General features: G+C 56.6%; 18 protein-coding genes. 12 read left to right on the forward strand and 6 right to left on the reverse strand.

Annotated elements, in window-relative coordinates:
- Window positions 1-3 precede the first annotated feature (3 nt).
- Entirely contained in the window at window positions 4-822 is an 819-nt protein-coding gene (locus ACDO57_RS03155) for a DUF72 domain-containing protein (RefSeq protein WP_370883513.1), read from the reverse strand.
- A complete protein-coding gene (locus ACDO57_RS03160; protein ID WP_370883514.1) occupies window positions 819-1,385 on the reverse strand; it encodes a hydrolase in 567 nt (188 codons plus the stop codon). Before ACDO57_RS03160 ends, ACDO57_RS03155 begins: the two co-directional genes overlap by 4 nt.
- Window positions 1,386-1,648: 263 nt before the next feature.
- Here ACDO57_RS03160 and aspS point away from each other — a divergent pair, with 263 nt between their 5' ends.
- From aspS to ruvB, 6 genes are all read left to right on the forward strand, one after another.
- Complete coding sequence (gene aspS, locus ACDO57_RS03165) at window positions 1,649-3,421, forward strand: aspartate--tRNA ligase (protein ID WP_048992234.1); 1,773 nt, start codon at window positions 1,649-1,651, stop codon at window positions 3,419-3,421.
- Window position 3,422: 1 nt separating this feature from the next.
- A complete protein-coding gene (gene nudB, locus ACDO57_RS03170; RefSeq protein WP_048992232.1) occupies window positions 3,423-3,866 on the forward strand; it encodes a dihydroneopterin triphosphate diphosphatase in 444 nt (147 codons plus the stop codon).
- A 27-nt stretch (window positions 3,867-3,893) separates the two neighbouring features.
- Window positions 3,894-4,634: a YebC/PmpR family DNA-binding transcriptional regulator gene (locus ACDO57_RS03175; RefSeq protein ID WP_008500447.1), complete on the forward strand. Its 741-nt coding sequence runs from the start codon at window positions 3,894-3,896 to the stop codon at window positions 4,632-4,634.
- Window positions 4,635-4,668: 34 nt separating this feature from the next.
- The gene (gene ruvC / locus ACDO57_RS03180) at window positions 4,669-5,190 is read left to right on the forward strand and encodes a crossover junction endodeoxyribonuclease RuvC (RefSeq protein ID WP_003859749.1); all 522 of its coding nucleotides are present in this window, start codon (window positions 4,669-4,671) and stop codon (window positions 5,188-5,190) included.
- An 80-nt stretch (window positions 5,191-5,270) separates the two neighbouring features.
- Window positions 5,271-5,885: a Holliday junction branch migration protein RuvA gene (gene ruvA / locus ACDO57_RS03185; protein WP_023312236.1), complete on the forward strand. Its 615-nt coding sequence runs from the start codon at window positions 5,271-5,273 to the stop codon at window positions 5,883-5,885.
- Window positions 5,886-5,893: 8 nt separating this feature from the next.
- Window positions 5,894-6,904 carry a Holliday junction branch migration DNA helicase RuvB gene (ruvB, locus tag ACDO57_RS03190; RefSeq protein ID WP_023312235.1) on the forward strand — a complete coding sequence of 337 codons (1,011 nt, stop codon included), beginning with the start codon at window positions 5,894-5,896 and terminating at the stop codon, window positions 6,902-6,904.
- Window positions 6,905-6,963: 59 nt separating this feature from the next.
- Here ruvB and znuB read toward each other — a convergent pair whose 3' ends face one another.
- Both znuB and znuC read right to left on the reverse strand, forming a co-directional pair.
- Window positions 6,964-7,749 carry a zinc ABC transporter permease subunit ZnuB gene (gene znuB, locus ACDO57_RS03195; protein ID WP_061714870.1) on the reverse strand — a complete coding sequence of 262 codons (786 nt, stop codon included), beginning with the start codon at window positions 7,747-7,749 and terminating at the stop codon, window positions 6,964-6,966.
- Window positions 7,746-8,501 carry a zinc ABC transporter ATP-binding protein ZnuC gene (gene znuC, locus ACDO57_RS03200; protein ID WP_061714871.1) on the reverse strand — a complete coding sequence of 252 codons (756 nt, stop codon included), beginning with the start codon at window positions 8,499-8,501 and terminating at the stop codon, window positions 7,746-7,748. Before znuC ends, znuB begins: the two co-directional genes overlap by 4 nt.
- A 77-nt stretch (window positions 8,502-8,578) precedes the next feature.
- Here znuC and znuA point away from each other — a divergent pair, with 77 nt between their 5' ends.
- From znuA to lpxM, 3 genes are all read left to right on the forward strand, one after another.
- Window positions 8,579-9,523, forward strand: a complete 945-nt coding sequence (gene znuA / locus ACDO57_RS03205; protein WP_032642638.1) for a zinc ABC transporter substrate-binding protein ZnuA — start codon at window positions 8,579-8,581, stop codon at window positions 9,521-9,523.
- 15 nt (window positions 9,524-9,538) lie between these two features.
- The gene (mepM, locus tag ACDO57_RS03210; RefSeq protein WP_024909694.1) at window positions 9,539-10,858 is read left to right on the forward strand and encodes a murein DD-endopeptidase MepM; all 1,320 of its coding nucleotides are present in this window, start codon (window positions 9,539-9,541) and stop codon (window positions 10,856-10,858) included.
- Window positions 10,859-10,979: 121 nt separating this feature from the next.
- Window positions 10,980-11,951: a lauroyl-Kdo(2)-lipid IV(A) myristoyltransferase gene (gene lpxM, locus ACDO57_RS03215; protein ID WP_061714872.1), complete on the forward strand. Its 972-nt coding sequence runs from the start codon at window positions 10,980-10,982 to the stop codon at window positions 11,949-11,951.
- A 45-nt stretch (window positions 11,952-11,996) separates the two neighbouring features.
- Here the strand turns inward: lpxM and pyk are convergent, their stop codons facing one another.
- Both pyk and ACDO57_RS03225 read right to left on the reverse strand, forming a co-directional pair.
- Complete coding sequence (gene pyk, locus ACDO57_RS03220) at window positions 11,997-13,439, reverse strand: pyruvate kinase (protein WP_008500455.1); 1,443 nt, start codon at window positions 13,437-13,439, stop codon at window positions 11,997-11,999.
- Window positions 13,440-13,579: 140 nt separating this feature from the next.
- Complete coding sequence (locus tag ACDO57_RS03225; protein ID WP_023312229.1) at window positions 13,580-14,449, reverse strand: MurR/RpiR family transcriptional regulator; 870 nt, start codon at window positions 14,447-14,449, stop codon at window positions 13,580-13,582.
- Between the two features lie 356 nt (window positions 14,450-14,805).
- Here ACDO57_RS03225 and zwf point away from each other — a divergent pair, with 356 nt between their 5' ends.
- The 3 genes from zwf (at window position 14,806) to kdgA (ending at window position 19,007) form a co-directional block, all read left to right on the forward strand.
- A complete protein-coding gene (zwf, locus tag ACDO57_RS03230; protein WP_023312228.1) occupies window positions 14,806-16,281 on the forward strand; it encodes a glucose-6-phosphate dehydrogenase in 1,476 nt (491 codons plus the stop codon).
- Window positions 16,282-16,514: 233 nt separating this feature from the next.
- A complete protein-coding gene (gene edd, locus ACDO57_RS03235) occupies window positions 16,515-18,326 on the forward strand; it encodes a phosphogluconate dehydratase (protein ID WP_148770091.1) in 1,812 nt (603 codons plus the stop codon).
- 39 nt (window positions 18,327-18,365) lie between these two features.
- Window positions 18,366-19,007, forward strand: a complete 642-nt coding sequence (gene kdgA, locus ACDO57_RS03240) for a bifunctional 4-hydroxy-2-oxoglutarate aldolase/2-dehydro-3-deoxy-phosphogluconate aldolase (protein WP_024909698.1) — start codon at window positions 18,366-18,368, stop codon at window positions 19,005-19,007.
- The last annotated feature ends 30 nt before the right edge of the window (window positions 19,008-19,037 follow it).

Genomic DNA, 19,037 nt, shown 5'->3' on the forward strand with positions numbered 1-19,037 from the left:
ATATCAGAAAAGAGAAGATTGTTGTGGGATGGAAGGGGCGCTGCCCACGGACGGCACCGCAGTCTGCAAGGCCTGCCACAGAGCATCGACCAGTTCGGGGGCCTGGGCAATATCCGGCGTGTGCAAAAAGAGATACGGCGTGGTGGTGTGTTCCCACGAGGCCAGTTTTTCCAGCCAGACGGCGAACATCGCCTGGTTTTGCTGCATGTTATCGCTGCCGATAAACCTGACCATCGGGTTCTGCGCAGTCACGATGGCGTGGACCGGCACTTTCGGTTTTTTACGCTGCGCCTCAATGATGGCCTCACTGTGCGGTATCGCGCTGTGCACCGGACGGCTGTCGAGGATCACCCGGTTGACGGAACGCTCAAGAAGGCCGCGGTTGAGCGCTTTTTCTGCTTCGCCCTTCGCAAAGAAGTCCTGGTGTCGGACCTCCACCCCATAGGTAAACTCCCGGGGCAGGGCGTCCAGAAACGTCCACAGTGCGGGCAGGTCGCGCGGGCCAAAGACTGCGGGAAGCTGCAGCCAGTACTGGCCGATGCGGTTTGCCAGAGGCGCCATCCGGGCAAAGAATTCGTCGGTCAACTCACCGCAGTTTCGCAGTGCGGCCTGGTGAGAAATGGTCGCCGGAAACTTAAAACAGAAACGGAAATCGTCGGTTGTTTGCTCCCGCCAGCGTGCGACAATCTCAGCTTTGGGGAGCGCATACAGGGTGGTGTTGCCCTCGACACAGTTGAAGTGTCGGGCATACTCTTCAAGGCTGGTGATGCCAAGGCGCACCCATTTCGGGTGCGACCACTGGGGCAGGCCCACATACATCATAGTGCGCGAAGGATCTCATCCGTGCTGCGCACGCGACCGATGCGCGGGAAGATGTGCGTCATGCTGCCATGATGCTGTTCCGCGGAGGCCGCGCTGCAGGCATCTTCGGCGATCACCAGATTAAAGCCCAGTTCCCAGGCGTTGCGGGCGGTTGACTCCACGCCGATATTGGTGGAAATGCCGCACAGGATGAGGGTGTCAATGCCGCGACGGCGGAGCTGCAGCTCGAGATCGGTACCGTAGAAGGCACCCCACTGGCGTTTGGTCACTTCAATATCGCTGTCGCGTTTGCCGAGTGAGACCGGGTACGTCCACCAGTTTTCCGGCAGGGCTCGCGCGGGTGCCTGCGCATCAACGGGCTGTTTTAACGCTTCGGCGTAATCCGCGGACCAGCCGACGCGCACCATGACCACCTGCGCACCGCTGGCACGGCATTTCTCCGCCAGGCGAGCGGCGCGGCTGACCACATCGTCTGCGGTATGCGGGCCACCGGCAAAGGGCAAAATGCCTTCCTGTAAATCAATCACTACAAGCGCGGTTTTTCTGGCATCAAGGGTTAACATCGTTACTCCCGTTAAATTAATCACTTCCAGACACCATACGACGTGATGGCCTGTTATTGGCCGCATAATTTTGTTAATTTTTGTGAGAATGCGCAATAAGAGTGCAGCAAACGACCGCCTGGCCGTGGTTCGCTCTTATCGTCCGGCGGAATTTCCAGTATAATAGCCGCCTTTTTTCATCCAGTTGTGACATACAGAAAGCTGCGACATAGTAGCCTGCATACCAGGCGACATTTAGCCTGCGGCTAATTAAGGGATATCTCATGCGTACAGAATATTGCGGGCAGCTGCGTCAGTCCCACGTCGGACAGCAGGTCACCCTGTGTGGTTGGGTCAATCGTCGTCGTGATCTTGGTAGCCTTATCTTCATCGATATGCGCGACCGCGAAGGTATCGTTCAGGTGTTCTTCGACCCGGACCGCGCAGATGCGTTGAAGCTGGCCTCTGAGCTGCGTAATGAGTTCTGCATTCAGGTTACCGGCACCGTGCGTGCGCGTGACGAGAAAAACGTTAACGCCGACATGGCGACGGGCGCCATCGAAGTGCTGGCGTCCGATCTGACGATCATCAACCGTGCTGAAGCGCTGCCGCTGGACTCCAACCACGTCAACACTGAAGAAGCGCGTCTGAAATACCGCTACCTGGATCTGCGTCGCCCGGAAATGGCTCAGCGCCTGAAAACCCGTGCGAAAATCACCAGCCTGGTGCGTCGCTTTATGGATGATCACGGTTTCCTCGATATCGAAACCCCGATGCTGACCAAAGCCACGCCGGAAGGCGCGCGCGACTACCTGGTCCCATCCCGCGTTCATAAAGGTAAATTCTACGCGCTGCCGCAGTCTCCGCAGCTGTTCAAACAGCTGCTGATGATGTCCGGCTTCGATCGCTACTATCAGATCGTTAAATGCTTCCGCGACGAAGACCTGCGCGCTGACCGCCAGCCAGAATTTACCCAGATCGACGTGGAAACCTCCTTCATGACCGCCGAGCAGGTGCGTGAAGTGATGGAAGCCCTGGTGCGTAGCCTGTGGAACGACGTAAAAGGCGTTGAACTGGGCGATTTCCCAATTATGACCTTCGCTGAAGCCGAGCGTCGCTACGGCTCCGACAAACCTGACCTGCGTAACCCGATGGAGCTGGTGGACGTTGCAGACCTGGTGAAAGGCGTTGAGTTTGCCGTCTTCGCTGGCCCGGCTAACGATCCTAAAGGCCGCGTGGCGGCCCTGCGCGTGCCGGGTGGTGCAGCTCTGAGCCGCAAGCAGATCGACGACTACGGCAACTTCATCAAGATCTACGGCGCGAAAGGTCTGGCCTATATTAAAGTGACCGAGCGTGCGAAAGGTCTGGAAGGTATCACCAGCCCGGTAGCGAAGTTCCTGAACGCGGACATCGTGGAAGCGATCCTTGAGCGCACCGGCGCGCAGGACGGCGACATGATCTTCTTCGGCGCAGACAATAAGAAAGTCGTGGCGGATGCGATGGGCGCGCTGCGTCTGAAGCTCGGCAAAGACCTGAGCCTGACCGACGAAAACAAATGGGCGCCGCTGTGGGTTATCGACTTCCCAATGTTTGAAGACGACGGTGAAGGCGGCCTGACGGCGATGCACCACCCGTTCACCTCGCCAAAAGACATGACGGCAGCAGAGCTGAAAGCGGCGCCGGAAGACGCGGTCGCGAACGCTTATGACATGGTTATCAATGGCTACGAAGTGGGCGGTGGTTCCGTGCGTATTCACAGCGGTGAAATGCAGCAGACCGTGTTCGGCATCCTGGGCATCAACGAGCAGGAGCAGCGCGAGAAGTTTGGCTTCCTGCTGGACGCGCTGAAATACGGTACGCCTCCGCACGCAGGTCTGGCCTTCGGTCTTGACCGACTGACCATGCTGCTGACCGGCACCGATAACATTCGTGATGTTATTGCCTTCCCGAAAACCACTGCCGCAGCGTGTCTGATGACCGAAGCGCCAAGCTTTGCTAACCCAGCCTCTCTGGCTGAGCTGGGCATTGAAGTGGTGAAGAAGGAAGAGAAAAACTGATATGGAATATAAGCTTCCCGTTTCGGTTCTGGTGGTCATTTATGCAGAAGACACGAAGCGGGTGCTGATGTTGCAGCGGCGCGATGACCCTGATTTCTGGCAGTCGGTAACCGGCAGTCTGGAAGAGGGAGAAACCGCGCCGCAGGCCGCCGCGCGTGAAGTAAAGGAAGAGGTCGCCATTGACGTTGCCCGCGAGCAACTGACCCTGAAGGACTGTCAGCGCACGGTGGAGTTTGAAATTTTTAGCCATTTACGTCATCGCTACGCGCCGGGTACCAGGCGCAACACGGAGTCGTGGTTCTGTCTCGCGCTCCCCCATGAACGGGAGATCGTGTTTACCGAACACCTGACCTACCGCTGGGTGAATGCGGCGGAGGCCGCCGCACTGACCAAGTCGTGGAGCAACCGGCAGGCGATTGAAGAATTTGTAATTAACGCTGCCTGAAAAGGCGCGCTCTTTGAGGATATTTTTATGGCAGGTCATAGTAAGTGGGCCAACACCAAACACCGCAAAGCGGCACAGGATGCCAAGCGCGGTAAGATCTTTACCAAAATCATTCGCGAGCTGGTGACGGCAGCGCGTCTGGGCGGCGGTGACCCGGCTTCTAACCCGCGTCTGCGCGCGGCGGTTGATAAAGCGCTGTCCAACAACATGACGCGTGACACCCTGAACCGTGCTATCGCACGTGGTGTGGGCGGCGATGAAGACGCGAACATGGAAACCATCATCTATGAAGGTTACGGCCCTGGCGGTACGGCGGTGATGGTTGAGTGCCTGTCCGACAACCGTAACCGTACCGTTGCGGAAGTGCGCCACGCGTTCACCAAAACCGGTGGCAACCTGGGCACTGACGGTTCCGTTGCTTACCTGTTCAGCAAAAAAGGCGTCATCTCCTTCGAGAAAGGCGATGAAGATGCGATCATGGAAGCGGCGCTCGAAGCCGGTGCAGAAGACGTGGTGACCTTCGATGACGGTGCTATCGACGTTTACACCGCATGGGAAGAGATGGGTGCCGTGCGCGACGCGCTGGAAGCGGCTGGCCTGAAAGCGGACAACGCTGAAGTGTCCATGATCCCGTCCACCAAAGCGGACATGGATGCGGAAACCGCACCAAAACTGCTGCGTCTGATCGACATGCTCGAAGACTGCGACGACGTGCAGGAAGTGTACCACAACGGTGAAATCTCTGATGAGGTTGCAGCGACTCTCTAATGAGAGCGTGTAAATCCGTTACAGGAGACGCGTGATGTCGATTATTCTCGGGATTGACCCAGGCTCACGCGTCACCGGTTATGGCGTTATCCGTCAGGTGGGACGCCAGTTAACCTACCTCGGCAGCGGCTGTATTCGCACCAAAGTGGACGATCTGCCGTCGCGCCTGAAGCTCATTTATGCGGGCGTGTCGGAGATCATCACCCAGTTTCAGCCGGACTATTTCGCTATCGAGCAGGTCTTTATGGCGAAAAACGCCGATTCGGCGCTAAAGCTCGGTCAGGCGCGCGGAGTGGCCATTGTGGCTGCGGTCAACCAGGATTTGCCGGTATTTGAATACGCGGCACGTCAGGTCAAGCAGACGGTGGTGGGCATTGGTAGCGCGGAGAAAAGTCAGGTGCAGCACATGGTGCGTACCCTGCTGAAGCTGCCAGCGAACCCACAGGCCGACGCCGCGGATGCGCTGGCGATTGCGATTACCCACTGTCACGTCAGCCAGAACGCGATGCAGATGAGCGAGTCGCGGCTTAATCTGGCGCGAGGCAGGTTACGATAATGAGAAATCAGGCTGGATAAACATCCAGCCTTTTTTTATTATGTCGGCAGTTAATTTCTCCCAGAACGCAGGAGCGTCACGTGATAGGCAGACTCAGAGGCATCATCATTGAAAAACAACCCCCGTTAGTGCTGCTGGAAGTGGGGGGCGTGGGCTATGAAGTCCATATGCCGATGACCTGCTTCTATGAGCTGCCGGACGCGGGCAAAGAGGCGATTGTCTTTACTCAGTTTGTGGTGCGTGAAGATGCCCAGCTGCTGTACGGCTTCAATAACAAGCAGGAGCGGACCCTGTTCCGCGAGCTGATTAAAACTAACGGCGTTGGCCCGAAGCTGGCGCTGGCGATTTTATCCGGCATGTCAGCGCCACAGTTTGTGAATGCCGTTGAGCGCGAAGATCCTGCTGCGCTGATTAAGCTTCCGGGCATCGGCAAGAAAACGGCAGAGCGCCTGATTGTCGAGATGAAAGACCGCTTTAAAGGTCTGCATGGCGATCTGTTCACGCCGGCTGCCGATTTGGTACTGACCTCGCCAGGCGGCCCTGCCACGGATGATGATGCCGAGCAGGAAGCGGTTGCCGCGCTGGTGGCGCTGGGCTATAAACCTCAGGAGGCCAGCCGTATGGTGAGCAAAATTGCCAAACCGGACGCCAGCAGTGAAACCCTGATTCGCGAAGCGCTGCGCGCTGCATTGTGAGGTAAAGGATGATTGAAGCAGACCGCCTGGTATCGGCAGGCACTATTCAGGCAGATGACGTGGTGGATCGCGCGATCCGCCCAAAACTGCTTGATGAGTATATCGGCCAGCCGCAGGTTCGTTCCCAGATGGAGATTTTCATCCAGGCGGCAAAGCTGCGCGGCGATGCGCTCGATCACCTGCTGATTTTTGGCCCTCCAGGTTTGGGGAAAACCACGCTGGCGAATATCGTCGCCAATGAAATGGGCGTCAACCTGCGCACCACCTCCGGCCCGGTGCTGGAGAAGGCGGGCGATCTCGCTGCGATGCTGACCAACCTCGAACCGCATGACGTGCTGTTTATCGATGAGATCCACCGCCTGTCGCCGGTGGTGGAGGAAGTGCTCTATCCGGCGATGGAAGATTACCAGCTGGATATCATGATTGGCGAAGGCCCGGCCGCGCGCTCCATCAAAATCGATCTGCCGCCGTTTACCCTGATTGGTGCAACGACGCGGGCCGGGTCGTTGACCTCTCCGCTGCGCGACCGTTTCGGTATCGTGCAGCGTCTTGAGTTTTACCAGGTGGCGGACCTCCAGCATATCGTTGGCCGTAGCGCCCGCTATATGGGGCTGGAAATGAGCGAAGAGGGCGCGTTTGAAGTGGCGAAGCGTTCCCGCGGTACGCCGCGTATCGCTAACCGCCTGCTGCGCCGCGTACGTGACTTTGCCGAAGTGAAGCACGATGGCTCGATTTCCGCCGAGATCGCCGCGCAGGCGCTGGATATGCTGAACGTCGATGCCGAAGGCTTTGACTATATGGACCGTAAACTGCTGCTGGCGGTGCTGGATAAGTTCTTTGGCGGCCCGGTTGGGCTGGATAACCTGGCGGCGGCAATCGGGGAAGAGCGCGAAACCATCGAGGACGTGCTTGAACCGTATCTGATCCAGCAGGGCTTCCTGCAGCGCACCCCGCGTGGACGTATGGCGACGGTGCGGGCGTGGAATCATTTTGGCATTACGCCACCGGCAATGCCGTAATGCATTGTTCCCTCTCCCTGTGGGAGAGGGCCAGGGTGAGGGCATCAGCGCCCTCGATGTTAATTTGCGGTCTTCTTCATCATACTGAAGATAAACAGCACCGCTGCACTCAACACCACAGACGGCCCCGCAGGCGTGTCATAGAACGCCGAGAAGGTGAGTCCACCCGTTACCGCAATCATTCCGACAATCACGGCCACACCGGCCATCTGCTCCGGCGTACGGGCAAAACGACGCGCCGTAGCCGCAGGGATGATCAGCAGCGACGTAATAATCAGCGCGCCGACAAACTTCATCGCCACGCCAATGGTTAACGCCGTTACCAGCATCAGCAGCAGCTTAACGCGCTGCAGCTTCACACCGTCGACAAAGGCCAGGTCCGGGCTGACGGTCATGGCCAGCAGGTTACGCCACTGCCAGAGCAGAATAGCGAGCACCACCACCACGCCAATGGCGATAGCGATGAGATCCTCAGGCGTCACGGCCAGCAGGTCACCGAAGAGGTAGGCCATCAGATCCACGCGGATGTTCGACATCAGGCTGACCACCACCAGGCCCAGTGACAGGGCACTGTGCGCCATAATGCCAAGCAGCGTATCAATTGCGAGGTGAGGGCGCTTCTCCAGCCAGACCAGACCGGCGGCCAGCAACAGCGTGACGACGATCACCGCGTAAAACGGGTTCACATTAAGCAACAGACCAAAGGCAACACCCAGCAGGGACGCGTGCGCCAGAGTATCGCCAAAATAGGACATTCTGCGCCAGACGACAAACGAGCCGAGCGGACCCGCGGCGCAGGCAAGCATAATCCCGGCCAGCCAGCCGGGCAGTAACAGTTCAATCATGAGTGTCCATTTCCCCGACGCAGTACGATTCGTCCCTGTAAATCATGGCGATGATTATGATGATGGCGATAGATGCCCAGCTGTTCAGCGCCGCGAGGGCCGAACATGGAGATAAATTCCGGGTGCATGGAGACCACTTCTGGCGTGCCGGAGCAGCAGATATGGTGGTTAAGACACAGCACTTCGTCAGTCTTTGCCATCACCAGATGCAGGTCGTGGGATACCATCAGCACCGCGCAGTCCAGTTCCTGACGCAGTTGGTCAATAAGATCGTATAGCGCGACCTGGCCGTTGACGTCGACCCCCTGTGTTGGCTCATCCAGCACCAGCAGCTGCGGGCTGCTCAGCAGCGCACGGGCAAGTAAGACTCGCTGAGTTTCACCGCCGGACAGTTTTTGCAGCGGCGCATCGACAAGATGGCCCGCCTGCACGCGTTTCAGTGCCGGGAGAATATCGGCTTTACGCGTGCCGGGGCGCAGACGCAGGAAGCGGCTGACCGTCAGCGGCAGCGTGGCGTCGAGATGAAGTTTTTGCGGCACATAACCGATACGCAATTTTTCCTCGCGCTTGATCACGCCTTCATCGGGGGCGACCAGACCCAGCACCACGCGCACCAGGGTGGATTTGCCTGCGCCATTGGGGCCGAGCAGCGTCAGAATTTTGCCGGGCTTCAGATCGAGCGACACGTCAGAGAGGACGCGGCGCTGGCCAAATGAGACCGAAATATTTTCAAGGGAAACCAATGTCGTCATGTCATTTTAAGCTTGAAGAAGTCAACGAATGTTATAATATCACATTCCACGCATTCACTACGATGATTAGTCGCATTATGTTACATAAAAATACGCTTCTTTTCGCAGCATTATCCGCTGCCCTTTGGGGTACAACCGCACAAGATGTTAACGCTGCGGTTGTCGCTTCGCTTAAACCACTCGGATTCATCGCGTCGGCCATTGCAGACGGGGTCACGGAAACCCAGGTTCTGCTCCCTGATGGTGCATCCGAGCATGACTATTCCCTGCGCCCGTCAGATGTAAAACGCTTACAAAACGCGGACTTAGTCGTCTGGATTGGCCCGGAAATGGAAGCGTTCATGCAGAAGTCAGCAAAACAGGTTGCCGGCGAAAAGCAGGTCGCGATTGCAGACCTCCCCGGCGTGAAACCGCTGCTCATGAAAGGGGCGGATGACGACGGTGACGAACATGACCATCACGCTGCAGAGGGTGAAAAAGGTGATGGAGATCACCATCACGGCGAGTACAACATGCATCTTTGGTTATCCCCAGAGATAGCGCGGCTTTCAGCGGTTGCAATCCATGACAAATTAGTGGAACTTATGCCGCAAAGTCGAGCCAAACTAGACGCCAACCTGAAGGATTTTGAGGCACAATTAGCCGCAACCGATAAGCAGGTAGGTAATGAGCTCGCACCGTTGAAAGGTAAAGGGTATTTCGTTTTTCATGACGCCTATGGCTATTACGAAAAACACTACGGTTTGACCCCGCTGGGTCATTTTACCGTCAACCCTGAAATTCAGCCTGGTGCGCAGCGTTTACATGAAATCAGAACACAGCTGGTTGAGCAAAAAGCGACATGCGTTTTTGCTGAGCCACAGTTCAGGCCAGCGGTCGTAGAAGCCGTGGCCAGGGGAACATCCGTGCGCATGGGAACCCTTGACCCGCTAGGTACGAATATCCAGTTGAGCAAAGCGAGCTATTCGCAGTTCCTCAGCCAACTGGCGAACCAGTATGCGAGCTGCCTGAAAGGAGATTAACGAGGAAGTGAATACGTGCAACAGATAGCCCGCTCTGTCGCCCTGGCATTTAACAATCTGCCTCGACCCCACCGCGTTATGCTGGGGTCGCTTACAGTACTCACCTTAGCGGTCGCCGTCTGGCGGCCCTATGTTTACCACCCGAGTTCTGCCCCTATCATCAAAACCATTGAGCTTGAAAAGAGCGAAATCCGTTCTTTGCTGCCTGAAGCCAGTGAGCCTATCGACCAGGCGGCTCAGGAAGATGAAGCCATTCCGCAGGATGAGCTGGACGATAAAACCGAGAACGAAGCCGGTATTCACGAATATGTTGTGTCTACCGGGGACACGCTGAGCAGCGTGCTGAACCAGTACGGCATCGACATGGGCAATATCAGCCAGCTGGCGGCTGCGGATAAAGATCTTCGTAACCTGAAAATCGGACAACAGCTCTCCTGGACACTAACGGCGGATGGCGATCTCCAGCGTCTGACCTGGGAAATGTCCCGCCGCGAAACCCGCACCTACGATCGCACTGCAAACGGTTTCAAGATGACCAGCGAAATGCAGAAGGGCGACTGGGTTAACAGCGTTCTGAAAGGCACCGTGGGCGCGAGCTTTGTCTCCAGCGCGCGAGATGCGGGCTTGACCAGCGCTGAAATCAGTTCGGTGATCAAAGCCATGCAGTGGCAGATGGATTTCCGTAAGCTGAAGAAGGGCGATGAGTTCTCCGTTCTGATGTCCCGCGAAATGCTGGACGGCAAGCGCGAGCAAAGCCAGCTGCTGGGCGTACGTCTGCGCTCTGAGGGCAAAGATTACTACGCGATTCGTGCCGAAGACGGTAAGTTCTATGACCGCAGCGGTACGGGTCTTGCGAAAGGCTTCCTGCGTTTCCCGACGGCAAAACAGTTCCGCGTCTCCTCGAACTTTAACCCTCGTCGTCTGAACCCGGTAACCGGGCGCGTCGCGCCGCACCGTGGCGTTGACTTTGCTATGCCGCAGGGCACACCGGTACTGGCGGTAGGGGATGGCGAAGTGGTGGTGGCCAAGCGTAGCGGTGCCGCCGGATATTACGTCGCGGTACGTCATGGTCGTACTTATACGACCCGCTATATGCACCTGCGTAAGCTGCTGGTCAAACCGGGCCAGAAGGTGAAGCGCGGGGACCGTATCGCGATCTCCGGCAATACCGGACGTTCTACCGGCCCGCACCTGCACTATGAAGTGTGGATCAACCAACAAGCAGTGAACCCGCTGACCGCGAAACTGCCGCGCACTGAAGGCCTGACAGGTAAAGATCGTACTGATTATCTGGCGCAGGTGAAAGAGGTGATGCCGCAGCTGAGCTTAAACTAAGTTCTCTGTTTTTGTTAAAAAAGCCGGCGCACACTGACGCCGGCTTTTTCTTTTGTGCGTGGACGACTGCCTCGCTACACTATCTGAATAAAATTTTGCGTCATCAGACCCTGGATCCAGCATGGAAACCCAAAAAAACAATATTGAATACATTCCTGAGTTTGAAAAATCCTTCCGCCATCCGCGCAACTGGGGCGCCTGGCTTGGTGTTTACGCCTTTGCGGGGATGGCAATGCTGCCTGCCTCTGTTCGCGATCCAGTTCTGGGTAAAATAGGCCGTCTGGCCGGGCGTTTAGGCAAGAGCGCCCGCCGCCGCGCGCAGATCAACCTCTATTACTGTTTTCCTGAGAAAAGCGACGCCGAGCGCGAGGCAATCATTGATGAGATGTATACCACCGCGCCGCAGGCCATGGCGATGATGGCGGAGCTGGCGCTGAAAGGGCCGGATAAAATCGTCGATCGCGTTGACTGGAAAGGGCTGGAGATCATCGAGGAGATGCGCCGCAATGACGAGAAAGTCATTTTCCTCGTCCCCCACGGCTGGGGCGTTGATATTCCGGCGATGCTGATGGCCTCTCAGGGCCAGAAGATGGCGGCAATGTTCCACAATCAGGGCAATAAGATTTTCGATTTTGTCTGGAACACGGTGCGTCGTCGTTTTGGCGGACGCCTGCATGCCCGTAACGATGGCATTAAGCCCTTCATTCAGTCGGTACGTCAGGGGTACTGGGGCTACTATCTACCGGATCAGGATCACGGCCCCGAGCACAGCGAGTTTGTCGATTTCTTTGCGACCTATAAAGCGACGCTCCCTGCGATAGGTCGCCTGATGAAAGTCTGTCGTGCCCGCGTGATCCCGCTATTCCCGGTCTATGACGGCAAAACGCATCGTCTGAGTATTGAGGTCCGTCCTCCGATGGATGATCTGCTGACCGCAGACGACCACACCATCGCGCGTCGAATGAACGAAGAGGTAGAGATACTGGTGGGGCCGCATGCCGAACAGTACACGTGGATTCTGAAGCTGCTTAAAACGCGCAAACCGGGCGAAACAGAGCCGTATAAACGCAAAGAGCTGTATCCAACGAAATAAAAAAAGCCCTTTCCATCTGGAGAGGGCTTTTTAACAGAGACGTTATTACTCGACGGTCATAACGCGGGTGGTGTTGGTTGAGCCGATGGTGCTCATTACATCGCCCTGGGTCACAATGACGATATCACCGGACACCAGATAGCCTTTGTCGCGCAGCAGGTTTACGGCATCGTGCGCGGCGGCCACGCCGTCATTGGTGCTGTCGAAGTGAACCGGCGTCACGCCGCGGTACAGCGCCGTCAGGTTCAGCGTACGTTCGTGACGGGACATGGCGAAGATCGGCAGACCCGAGCTGATACGCGAGGTCATCAACGCGGTGCGGCCAGATTCGGTCATGGTGATGATCGCGGTAACGCCCTTCAGATGGTTTGCCGCATACATTGCCGACATCGCAATCGCTTCTTCCACGTTGTCGAACTGCACGTCCAGACGGTGTTTAGAGACGTTGATGCTTGGGATCTTTTCAGCGCCCAGGCAGACGCGCGCCATGGCGGCCACGGTTTCTGCCGGATACTGGCCCGCTGCGGTTTCTGCGGAGAGCATCACCGCATCGGTTCCGTCCAGCACGGCGTTTGCCACGTCCATGACTTCTGCACGGGTTGGCATTGGGTTGGTGATCATCGATTCCATCATCTGAGTGGCGGTGATCACCGCGCGGTTCAGCTGACGTGCGCGACGAATCAGCGCTTTCTGGATACCGACCAGCTCAGGGTCGCCAATTTCCACGCCCAGGTCGCCGCGCGCAACCATCACCACGTCAGACGCGAGGATCACGTCGTCCATGGCATCCTGATCGCAAACGGCTTCCGCACGCTCAACTTTGGCGACGATTTTGGCATCGCAGCCTGCATCGCGTGCCAGGCGACGCGCATAGTTCAGATCTTCGCCGCAGCGCGGGAAGGAGACAGCCAGGTAGTCCACGCCGATCAGCGCAGCCGTCACGATGTCCGCTTTGTCTTTATCGGTAAGCGCTTCTGCAGAGAGGCCGCCACCCAGTTTGTTGATGCCTTTATTGTTGGAGAGCGGGCCGCCGACGGTGACTTCGGTGAACACTTTCATGCCCTGAACTTCCAGCACTTTCAGCTGTACGCGACCGTCGTCAAGCAGCAGGATATCGCCAGGCACCACGTCAGCCGGCAGGCCTTTATAGTCGATACCGACTTTTTCTTTATCGCCTTCGCCTTTGCCCAGGTTGGCATCCAGCAGGAATTTGTCGCCGATATTGAGGAAAACTTTACCTTCTTTAAAGGTTGAGACACGGATTTTGGGACCCTGCAAATCACCGAGGATAGCCACGTGGCGGCCCAGTTTTGCTGCGATTTCACGCACTTTGTCGGCACGTAATTTATGGTCTTCTGGCGTACCGTGAGAGAAGTTCATACGCACCACGTTGGCACCAGCGGCGATAATTTTCTCAAGATTATTATCGCGATCGGTGGCCGGGCCTAAGGTGGTTACGATCTTGGTTCTGCGAAGCCTTCTGGACATGTAATACTCCGTTGACTGAAACAACTTTGGTGTTGCGTGAACATTGAATCGGTCTTCATCTGCTGCAAGGCAGCGGAGAGTGGACCGAATGCCGTAAATCGTTACATCGTAATTATTGGTTACGTCTTCGTTATCAACTATCAGGGAACATCGCTCTTTATAAGCAATTCTTTATCAAAACGCGATTCCTTCAGCGCTTCCTTGACCCGCTTCAAGTTATCCCGGAATTTTGCGCCCCGACGTAAGGTAAAACCGGTCGCCAGCACGTCAATCACGGTGAGCTGCGCCAGTCTGGAAACCATCGGCATATAAATGTCGGTGTCTTCCGGCACGTCGAGGGTGATTGCCAGCGTTGCTTCACGCGCCAGCGGCGTGCCTGCCGTGGTGAGGGCAATCACCATGGCATCGTTTTCACGGGCCAGCTGCGCCAGCTCTACCTGACTCTTGGTGCGGCCGGTATGTGAAATCAGTACCACGACGTCATCCTCACTGCAATTCATACAGCTCATGCGTTGCAGGACAATGTCATCGGAATAAATAACCGGGACGTTAAAGCGGAAAAATTTGTTCATCGCGTCATGCGCCACGGCCGCCGACGAGCCGAGACCGAAGAACGCAATCCTCTTCGCCTGGGTGAGTAAATCCACCGCGCGATTCACGGAACTCATGTCCAGAGACTGTCGGACGTGGTCAAGCGAAGCCATAGCCGATTCAAAAATTTTCGCGGTATAGGCATCAACGCTGTCGTCTTCATCCACATTACGATTAACATAAGGGGTGCCGTTAGCCAGACTTTGTGCCAGATGCAGTTTAAAATCAGGGAAGCCGCGCGTTTCCAGGCTGCGGCAAAAGCGATTGACCGTGGGTTCGCTAACACCCGCTTCCTGTGCCAGAGCGGCGATGCTTGAATGAATCGCCTGAGCGGGAGAGGCGAGAATGACCTCGGCCACTTTTCGCTCGGATTTGCTAAGGTGTTCCAGTTGAAACTGGATTTTTTCCAGCATGTTCATGTTAACAGGATGCTCATGGGTGTAAACGATTTCATAAATTGATGAAATCGTGATTCGATTTAGCCGATATTACCCTCGTGGCTTCCATAAAGGGTAATAATCGACAAGATAATGTTGTTGTTTTTTTTCATTACTTGATCGGTGTCGGGTTTTGCTGTGACCCTGTTGCGCAAAGAAACGACGGTTGTTGCGTCATTAAGCCGTCTTAATCATCCAAAGGGTGAAAAATCGCGGTATCGCACGCGACGATAAGCGCTAATGGTTTCGGGAATGACGTAAAAGCAGTACAGTGCATTGTAATAAAATTACAACGATACCTGGCAGAAGTACCAGGTGATCCAACTGAGGAGAATGACATGGCGGTAACGCAAACAGCCCAGGCATGTGACCTGGTCATTTTCGGCGCGAAAGGCGACCTTGCACGCCGAAAATTGCTGCCTTCCCTGTATCAACTGGAGAAAGCGGGCCAAATTCATCCGGATACCCGTATCCTGGGTGTAGGGCGCGCCGACTGGGACAAGGACGCTTATACCAAAGTCGTCCGCGAGGCGCTCGAAACTTTCATGAAGGAAAAGATTGATGAAAGTTTGTGGGATACCCTGAGTGGACGTCTCGATTTCTGCAACCTGGACGTTAATGACGTCAGCGCGTTTACCCGCTTAGGCGCGATGCTGGATCAGAAAAACCGTGTCACCATTAACTATTTCGCCATGCCGCCAAGCACCTTCGGCGCCATCTGCAAAGGCCTGGGCGAAGCCAAACTGAACGCCAAACCGGCGCGCGTCGTGATGGAGAAGCCGCTGGGTACCTCGCTGGCAACCTCGCGCGAAATCAACGACCAGGTGGGCGAGTTCTTTGAAGAGTGCCAGGTCTACCGTATCGACCACTATCTCGGTAAAGAGACGGTACTGAACCTGCTGGCGCTGCGTTTTGCTAACTCCCTGTTTGTAAATAACTGGGACAACCGCACTATCGACCACGTGGAAATCACCGTGGCGGAAGAGGTGGGGATTGAAGGTCGCTGGGGTTACTTTGACCAGGCCGGTCAGATGCGCGACATGATCCAGAACCACCTGCTGCAGATCCTGTGCATGATTGCCATGTCTCCACCGTCTGACCTGACGGCGGACAGCATCCGTGACGCGAAAGTGAAAGTGCTGAAGTCACTGCGCCGCATCGACCGCTCCAACGTGCGTGAGAAGACCGTTCGTGGTCAGTACACCGCCGGGTTTGCGCAGGGCAAAAAAGTGCCGGGCTACCTGGAAGAAGAGGGTGCGAACAAGTCCAGCAACACCGAGACGTTTGTGGCGATCCGCGTGGATATCGACGACTGGCGCTGGGCGGGGGTTCCGTTCTACCTGCGCACCGGTAAACGTCTGCCGGCTAAATGTTCCGAAGTGGTTGTTTACTTCAAAAACCCGGAACTGAACCTGTTCAAAGAGTCCTGGCAGGAGCTGCCGCAGAACAAACTGACCATTCGTCTGCAGCCGGACGAGGGCGTGGATATCCAGATCCTGAACAAAGTGCCGGGCCTGGATCATAAACACAACCTGCAGACCACCAAGCTGGATCTGAGCTACTCTGAAACCTTTAACCAGACGCACCTGGCCGATGCTTACGAGCGTCTGCTGCTGGAAACCATGCGCGGTATCCAGGCGCTGTTCGTGCGCCGCGATGAAGTGGAAGAGGCGTGGAAATGGGTCGACTCCATCACCGAAGCCTGGGCTGCCGACCAGGATGCGCCAAAACCGTATCAGGCGGGCACCTGGGGACCGGTCGCGTCGGTGGCGATGATCACCCGCGATGGCCGCTCCTGGAACGAGTTTGAGTAAGATAATCCGCTAGCCCGAAAGTGTTATTTTACCGGTAACATGATCTAACTCAGCTAGTGGCACAATTTTCAACTTTTAAGCTCCGCGTGGATTCACCCGCGGAGCTTTTTTTATTACACTGCCGGAAGTGATTTTGCCCCTGAGCTCCGGACAGCAAGCGTTTCAGCGTTGTTAACAACTGCCAGCGACTTTGTAAACTCCCGAGCCCGGACAGATAAATTAGAGGAGCTTTTATGAATCCGACATTGTTACGCGTAACACAACGCATTATTGAGCGCTCGAAAGAGACCCGCTCGGCCTACCTCGCCCGGATTGAACAGGCAAAGAGCAACACCGTCCACCGATCTCAGCTGGCCTGCGGGAACCTGGCGCACGGCTTCGCCGCCTGCCAGCCTGATGATAAAGCGTCGCTGAAAAGCATGTTGCGTAACAATATCGCCATCATTACCTCCTATAACGATATGCTCTCCGCGCACCAGCCCTATGAGGTTTACCCGGATATCATCCGTAAAGCGCTGCACAGCGTGAATGCGGTCGGCCAGGTGGCGGGTGGGGTACCCGCCATGTGCGACGGCGTGACGCAGGGCCAGGACGGTATGGAGCTCTCCCTGCTGAGCCGCGAAGTGATTGCTATGTCCGCGGCGGTTGGCCTGTCGCACAACATGTTTGATGGCGCGCTGTATCTCGGCGTGTGCGACAAGATTGTTCCGGGCCTGGTGATGGCTGCGCTGTCGTTTGGTCATCTGCCTGCGATCTTCGTGCCGTCGGGCCCAATGGCAAGCGGCCTGCCGAACAAAGAAAAAGTCCGTATCCGCCAGCTGTACGCGGAAGGGAAAGCAGACCGTCAGGCGCTGTTGGAGGCGGAAGCCGCGTCCTATCATGCGCCGGGGACCTGTACGTTCTACGGTACGGCTAACACGAACCAGATGGTGGTGGAATTTATGGGGATGCAGCTTCCGGGCTCATCCTTTATCCAGCCGGACGCGCCGCTGCGCAAGGCGCTGACCGAGGCCGCGGCCCGTCAGGTTACACGTCTGACCGGCAACGGCAACGAATGGATGCCGATGGGCAAAATGGTTGACGAAAAGGTCATCGTCAACGGGATTGTCGCGCTGCTGGCAACCGGGGGGTCAACCAACCACACCATGCACCTGGTGGCCATGGCGCGTGCGGCGGGCATTCTGATTAACTGGGATGACTTCTCCGAGATCTCTTCCGTGGTGCCGCTGATGGCACGCCTGTACCCGAACGGTCCGGCGGATATTAACCACTTCCAGGCCGCGGGCGGCGTACCGCTGCTGATGCGCGAGCTGCTGAAAGGCGGACTGCTGCATGAAGACGTAAATACCGTGGCAGGCTTTGGCCTTCAGCGCTACACCCAGGAGCCGTGGTTGAACAACGGCGAGCTGGACTGGCGCGAAGGGGCGAGAGCGTCTCTTGATGCGCAGGTGATCGCCACCATCGACAAACCGTTCTCTCCACACGGCGGCACCAAAGTGCTGAGCGGCAACCTCGGTCGTGCGGTAATGAAGACCTCTGCCGTACCGGAAGAGAACCAGATTATCGAAGCGCCGGCGGTGGTGTTTGAAAGCCAGCACGACGTATTACCCGCCTTTGACGCCGGTCTGCTCGACAAAGACTGCGTGGTGGTGGTGCGTCATCAGGGGCCTAAAGCTAACGGGATGCCAGAATTACATAAACTTATGCCACCACTTGGTGTATTATTGGACCGCCGTTTCAAAATTGCGTTAGTCACCGATGGACGCCTCTCCGGGGCATCCGGTAAAGTGCCTTCAGCCATCCACGTGACGCCTGAAGCCTACGACGGTGGGTTGCTGGCGAAAGTGCGCGACGGTGACATGATCCGCGTTAACGGTCAGACAGGCGAGTTAACCCTGCTGGTGGATGACGCCGAGCTGGCGGCACGTCAACCCCATATTCCTGACCTGAGCGCATCGCGCGTGGGGACCGGACGCGAAATGTTCAGCGCGCTGCGTGAGAAGCTCTCCGGTGCGGAGCAGGGCGCAACCTGTATTACGTTTTAAGACGACTTGATTTTAACGATCTGGCGAGAGAAAACTCTGATGAAAAACTGGAAAACAAGTGCAGAAGCAATCCTGACCACTGGCCCTGTCGTGCCGGTTATCGTGGTAAACAAGCTGGAGCACGCTGTACCGATGGCGAAAGCGCTGGTTGCGGGTGGCGTTCGCGTTCTGGAAGTGACCCTGCGTACCGCCTGCGCGATGGATGCCATTCGCGCGATTGCTAAAGAAGTGCCGGACGCCATCATCGGTGCGGGTACCGTGACGAACGTAAAACAGCTGGCTGAAGTGACCGAAGCGGGCGCGCAGTTTGCCATCAGCCCGGGCCTGACCGAGTCGCTGCTGAAAGCCGCGACCGAAGGCACCATTCCGCTGATCCCGGGCATCAGCACCGTCTCTGAACTGATGCTGGGCATGGACTACGGTCTGAAAGAGTTCAAATTCTTCCCGGCTGAAGCGAACGGCGGCACTAAAGCGCTGCAGGCGATTGCGGGTCCCTTCTCTCAGGTACGCTTCTGCCCGACGGGGGGTATCTCTCCTGCCAACTACCGTGACTACCTGGCGCTGAAAAGCGTGCTGTGCATCGGTGGCTCATGGCTGGTTCCGGCGGATGCGCTGGAAGCGGGCGACTGGGATCGCATCACAAAACTGGCTCGCGAAGCGGTGGAAGGCGCGAAGCAGTAAGCCATTCGCCGCATGAAAAACGGGCCTTTC

This window comes from Enterobacter cloacae complex sp. 2015409 (assembly GCF_041365315.1).
In the GTDB taxonomy this organism is placed as follows: Bacteria; Pseudomonadota; Gammaproteobacteria; order Enterobacterales; family Enterobacteriaceae; genus Enterobacter; species Enterobacter pseudoroggenkampii.

Excerpts from the sequence above, each read along its gene's own strand:
- ACDO57_RS03160 (WP_370883514.1), bottom strand. The coding sequence starts at position 1,385 with ATGTTAACCCTTGATGCCAGAAAAACCGCGCTTGTAGTGATTGATTTA.
- znuA (WP_032642638.1), top strand. The coding sequence starts at position 8,579 with ATGTTACATAAAAATACGCTTCTTTTCGCAGCATTATCCGCTGCCCTT.
- znuB (WP_061714870.1), bottom strand. The coding sequence starts at position 7,749 with ATGATTGAACTGTTACTGCCCGGCTGGCTGGCCGGGATTATGCTTGCC.
- ruvC (WP_003859749.1), top strand. The coding sequence starts at position 4,669 with ATGTCGATTATTCTCGGGATTGACCCAGGCTCACGCGTCACCGGTTAT.
- znuC (WP_061714871.1), bottom strand. The coding sequence starts at position 8,501 with ATGACGACATTGGTTTCCCTTGAAAATATTTCGGTCTCATTTGGCCAG.
- nudB (WP_048992232.1), top strand. The coding sequence starts at position 3,423 with ATGGAATATAAGCTTCCCGTTTCGGTTCTGGTGGTCATTTATGCAGAA.
- aspS (WP_048992234.1), top strand. The coding sequence starts at position 1,649 with ATGCGTACAGAATATTGCGGGCAGCTGCGTCAGTCCCACGTCGGACAG.
- zwf (WP_023312228.1), top strand. The coding sequence starts at position 14,806 with ATGGCGGTAACGCAAACAGCCCAGGCATGTGACCTGGTCATTTTCGGC.
- ACDO57_RS03175 (WP_008500447.1), top strand. The coding sequence starts at position 3,894 with ATGGCAGGTCATAGTAAGTGGGCCAACACCAAACACCGCAAAGCGGCA.
- edd (WP_148770091.1), top strand. The coding sequence starts at position 16,515 with ATGAATCCGACATTGTTACGCGTAACACAACGCATTATTGAGCGCTCG.
- ACDO57_RS03225 (WP_023312229.1), bottom strand. The coding sequence starts at position 14,449 with ATGAACATGCTGGAAAAAATCCAGTTTCAACTGGAACACCTTAGCAAA.
- ACDO57_RS03155 (WP_370883513.1), bottom strand. The coding sequence starts at position 822 with ATGATGTATGTGGGCCTGCCCCAGTGGTCGCACCCGAAATGGGTGCGC.
- lpxM (WP_061714872.1), top strand. The coding sequence starts at position 10,980 with ATGGAAACCCAAAAAAACAATATTGAATACATTCCTGAGTTTGAAAAA.
- kdgA (WP_024909698.1), top strand. The coding sequence starts at position 18,366 with ATGAAAAACTGGAAAACAAGTGCAGAAGCAATCCTGACCACTGGCCCT.
- pyk (WP_008500455.1), bottom strand. The coding sequence starts at position 13,439 with ATGTCCAGAAGGCTTCGCAGAACCAAGATCGTAACCACCTTAGGCCCG.
- ruvB (WP_023312235.1), top strand. The coding sequence starts at position 5,894 with ATGATTGAAGCAGACCGCCTGGTATCGGCAGGCACTATTCAGGCAGAT.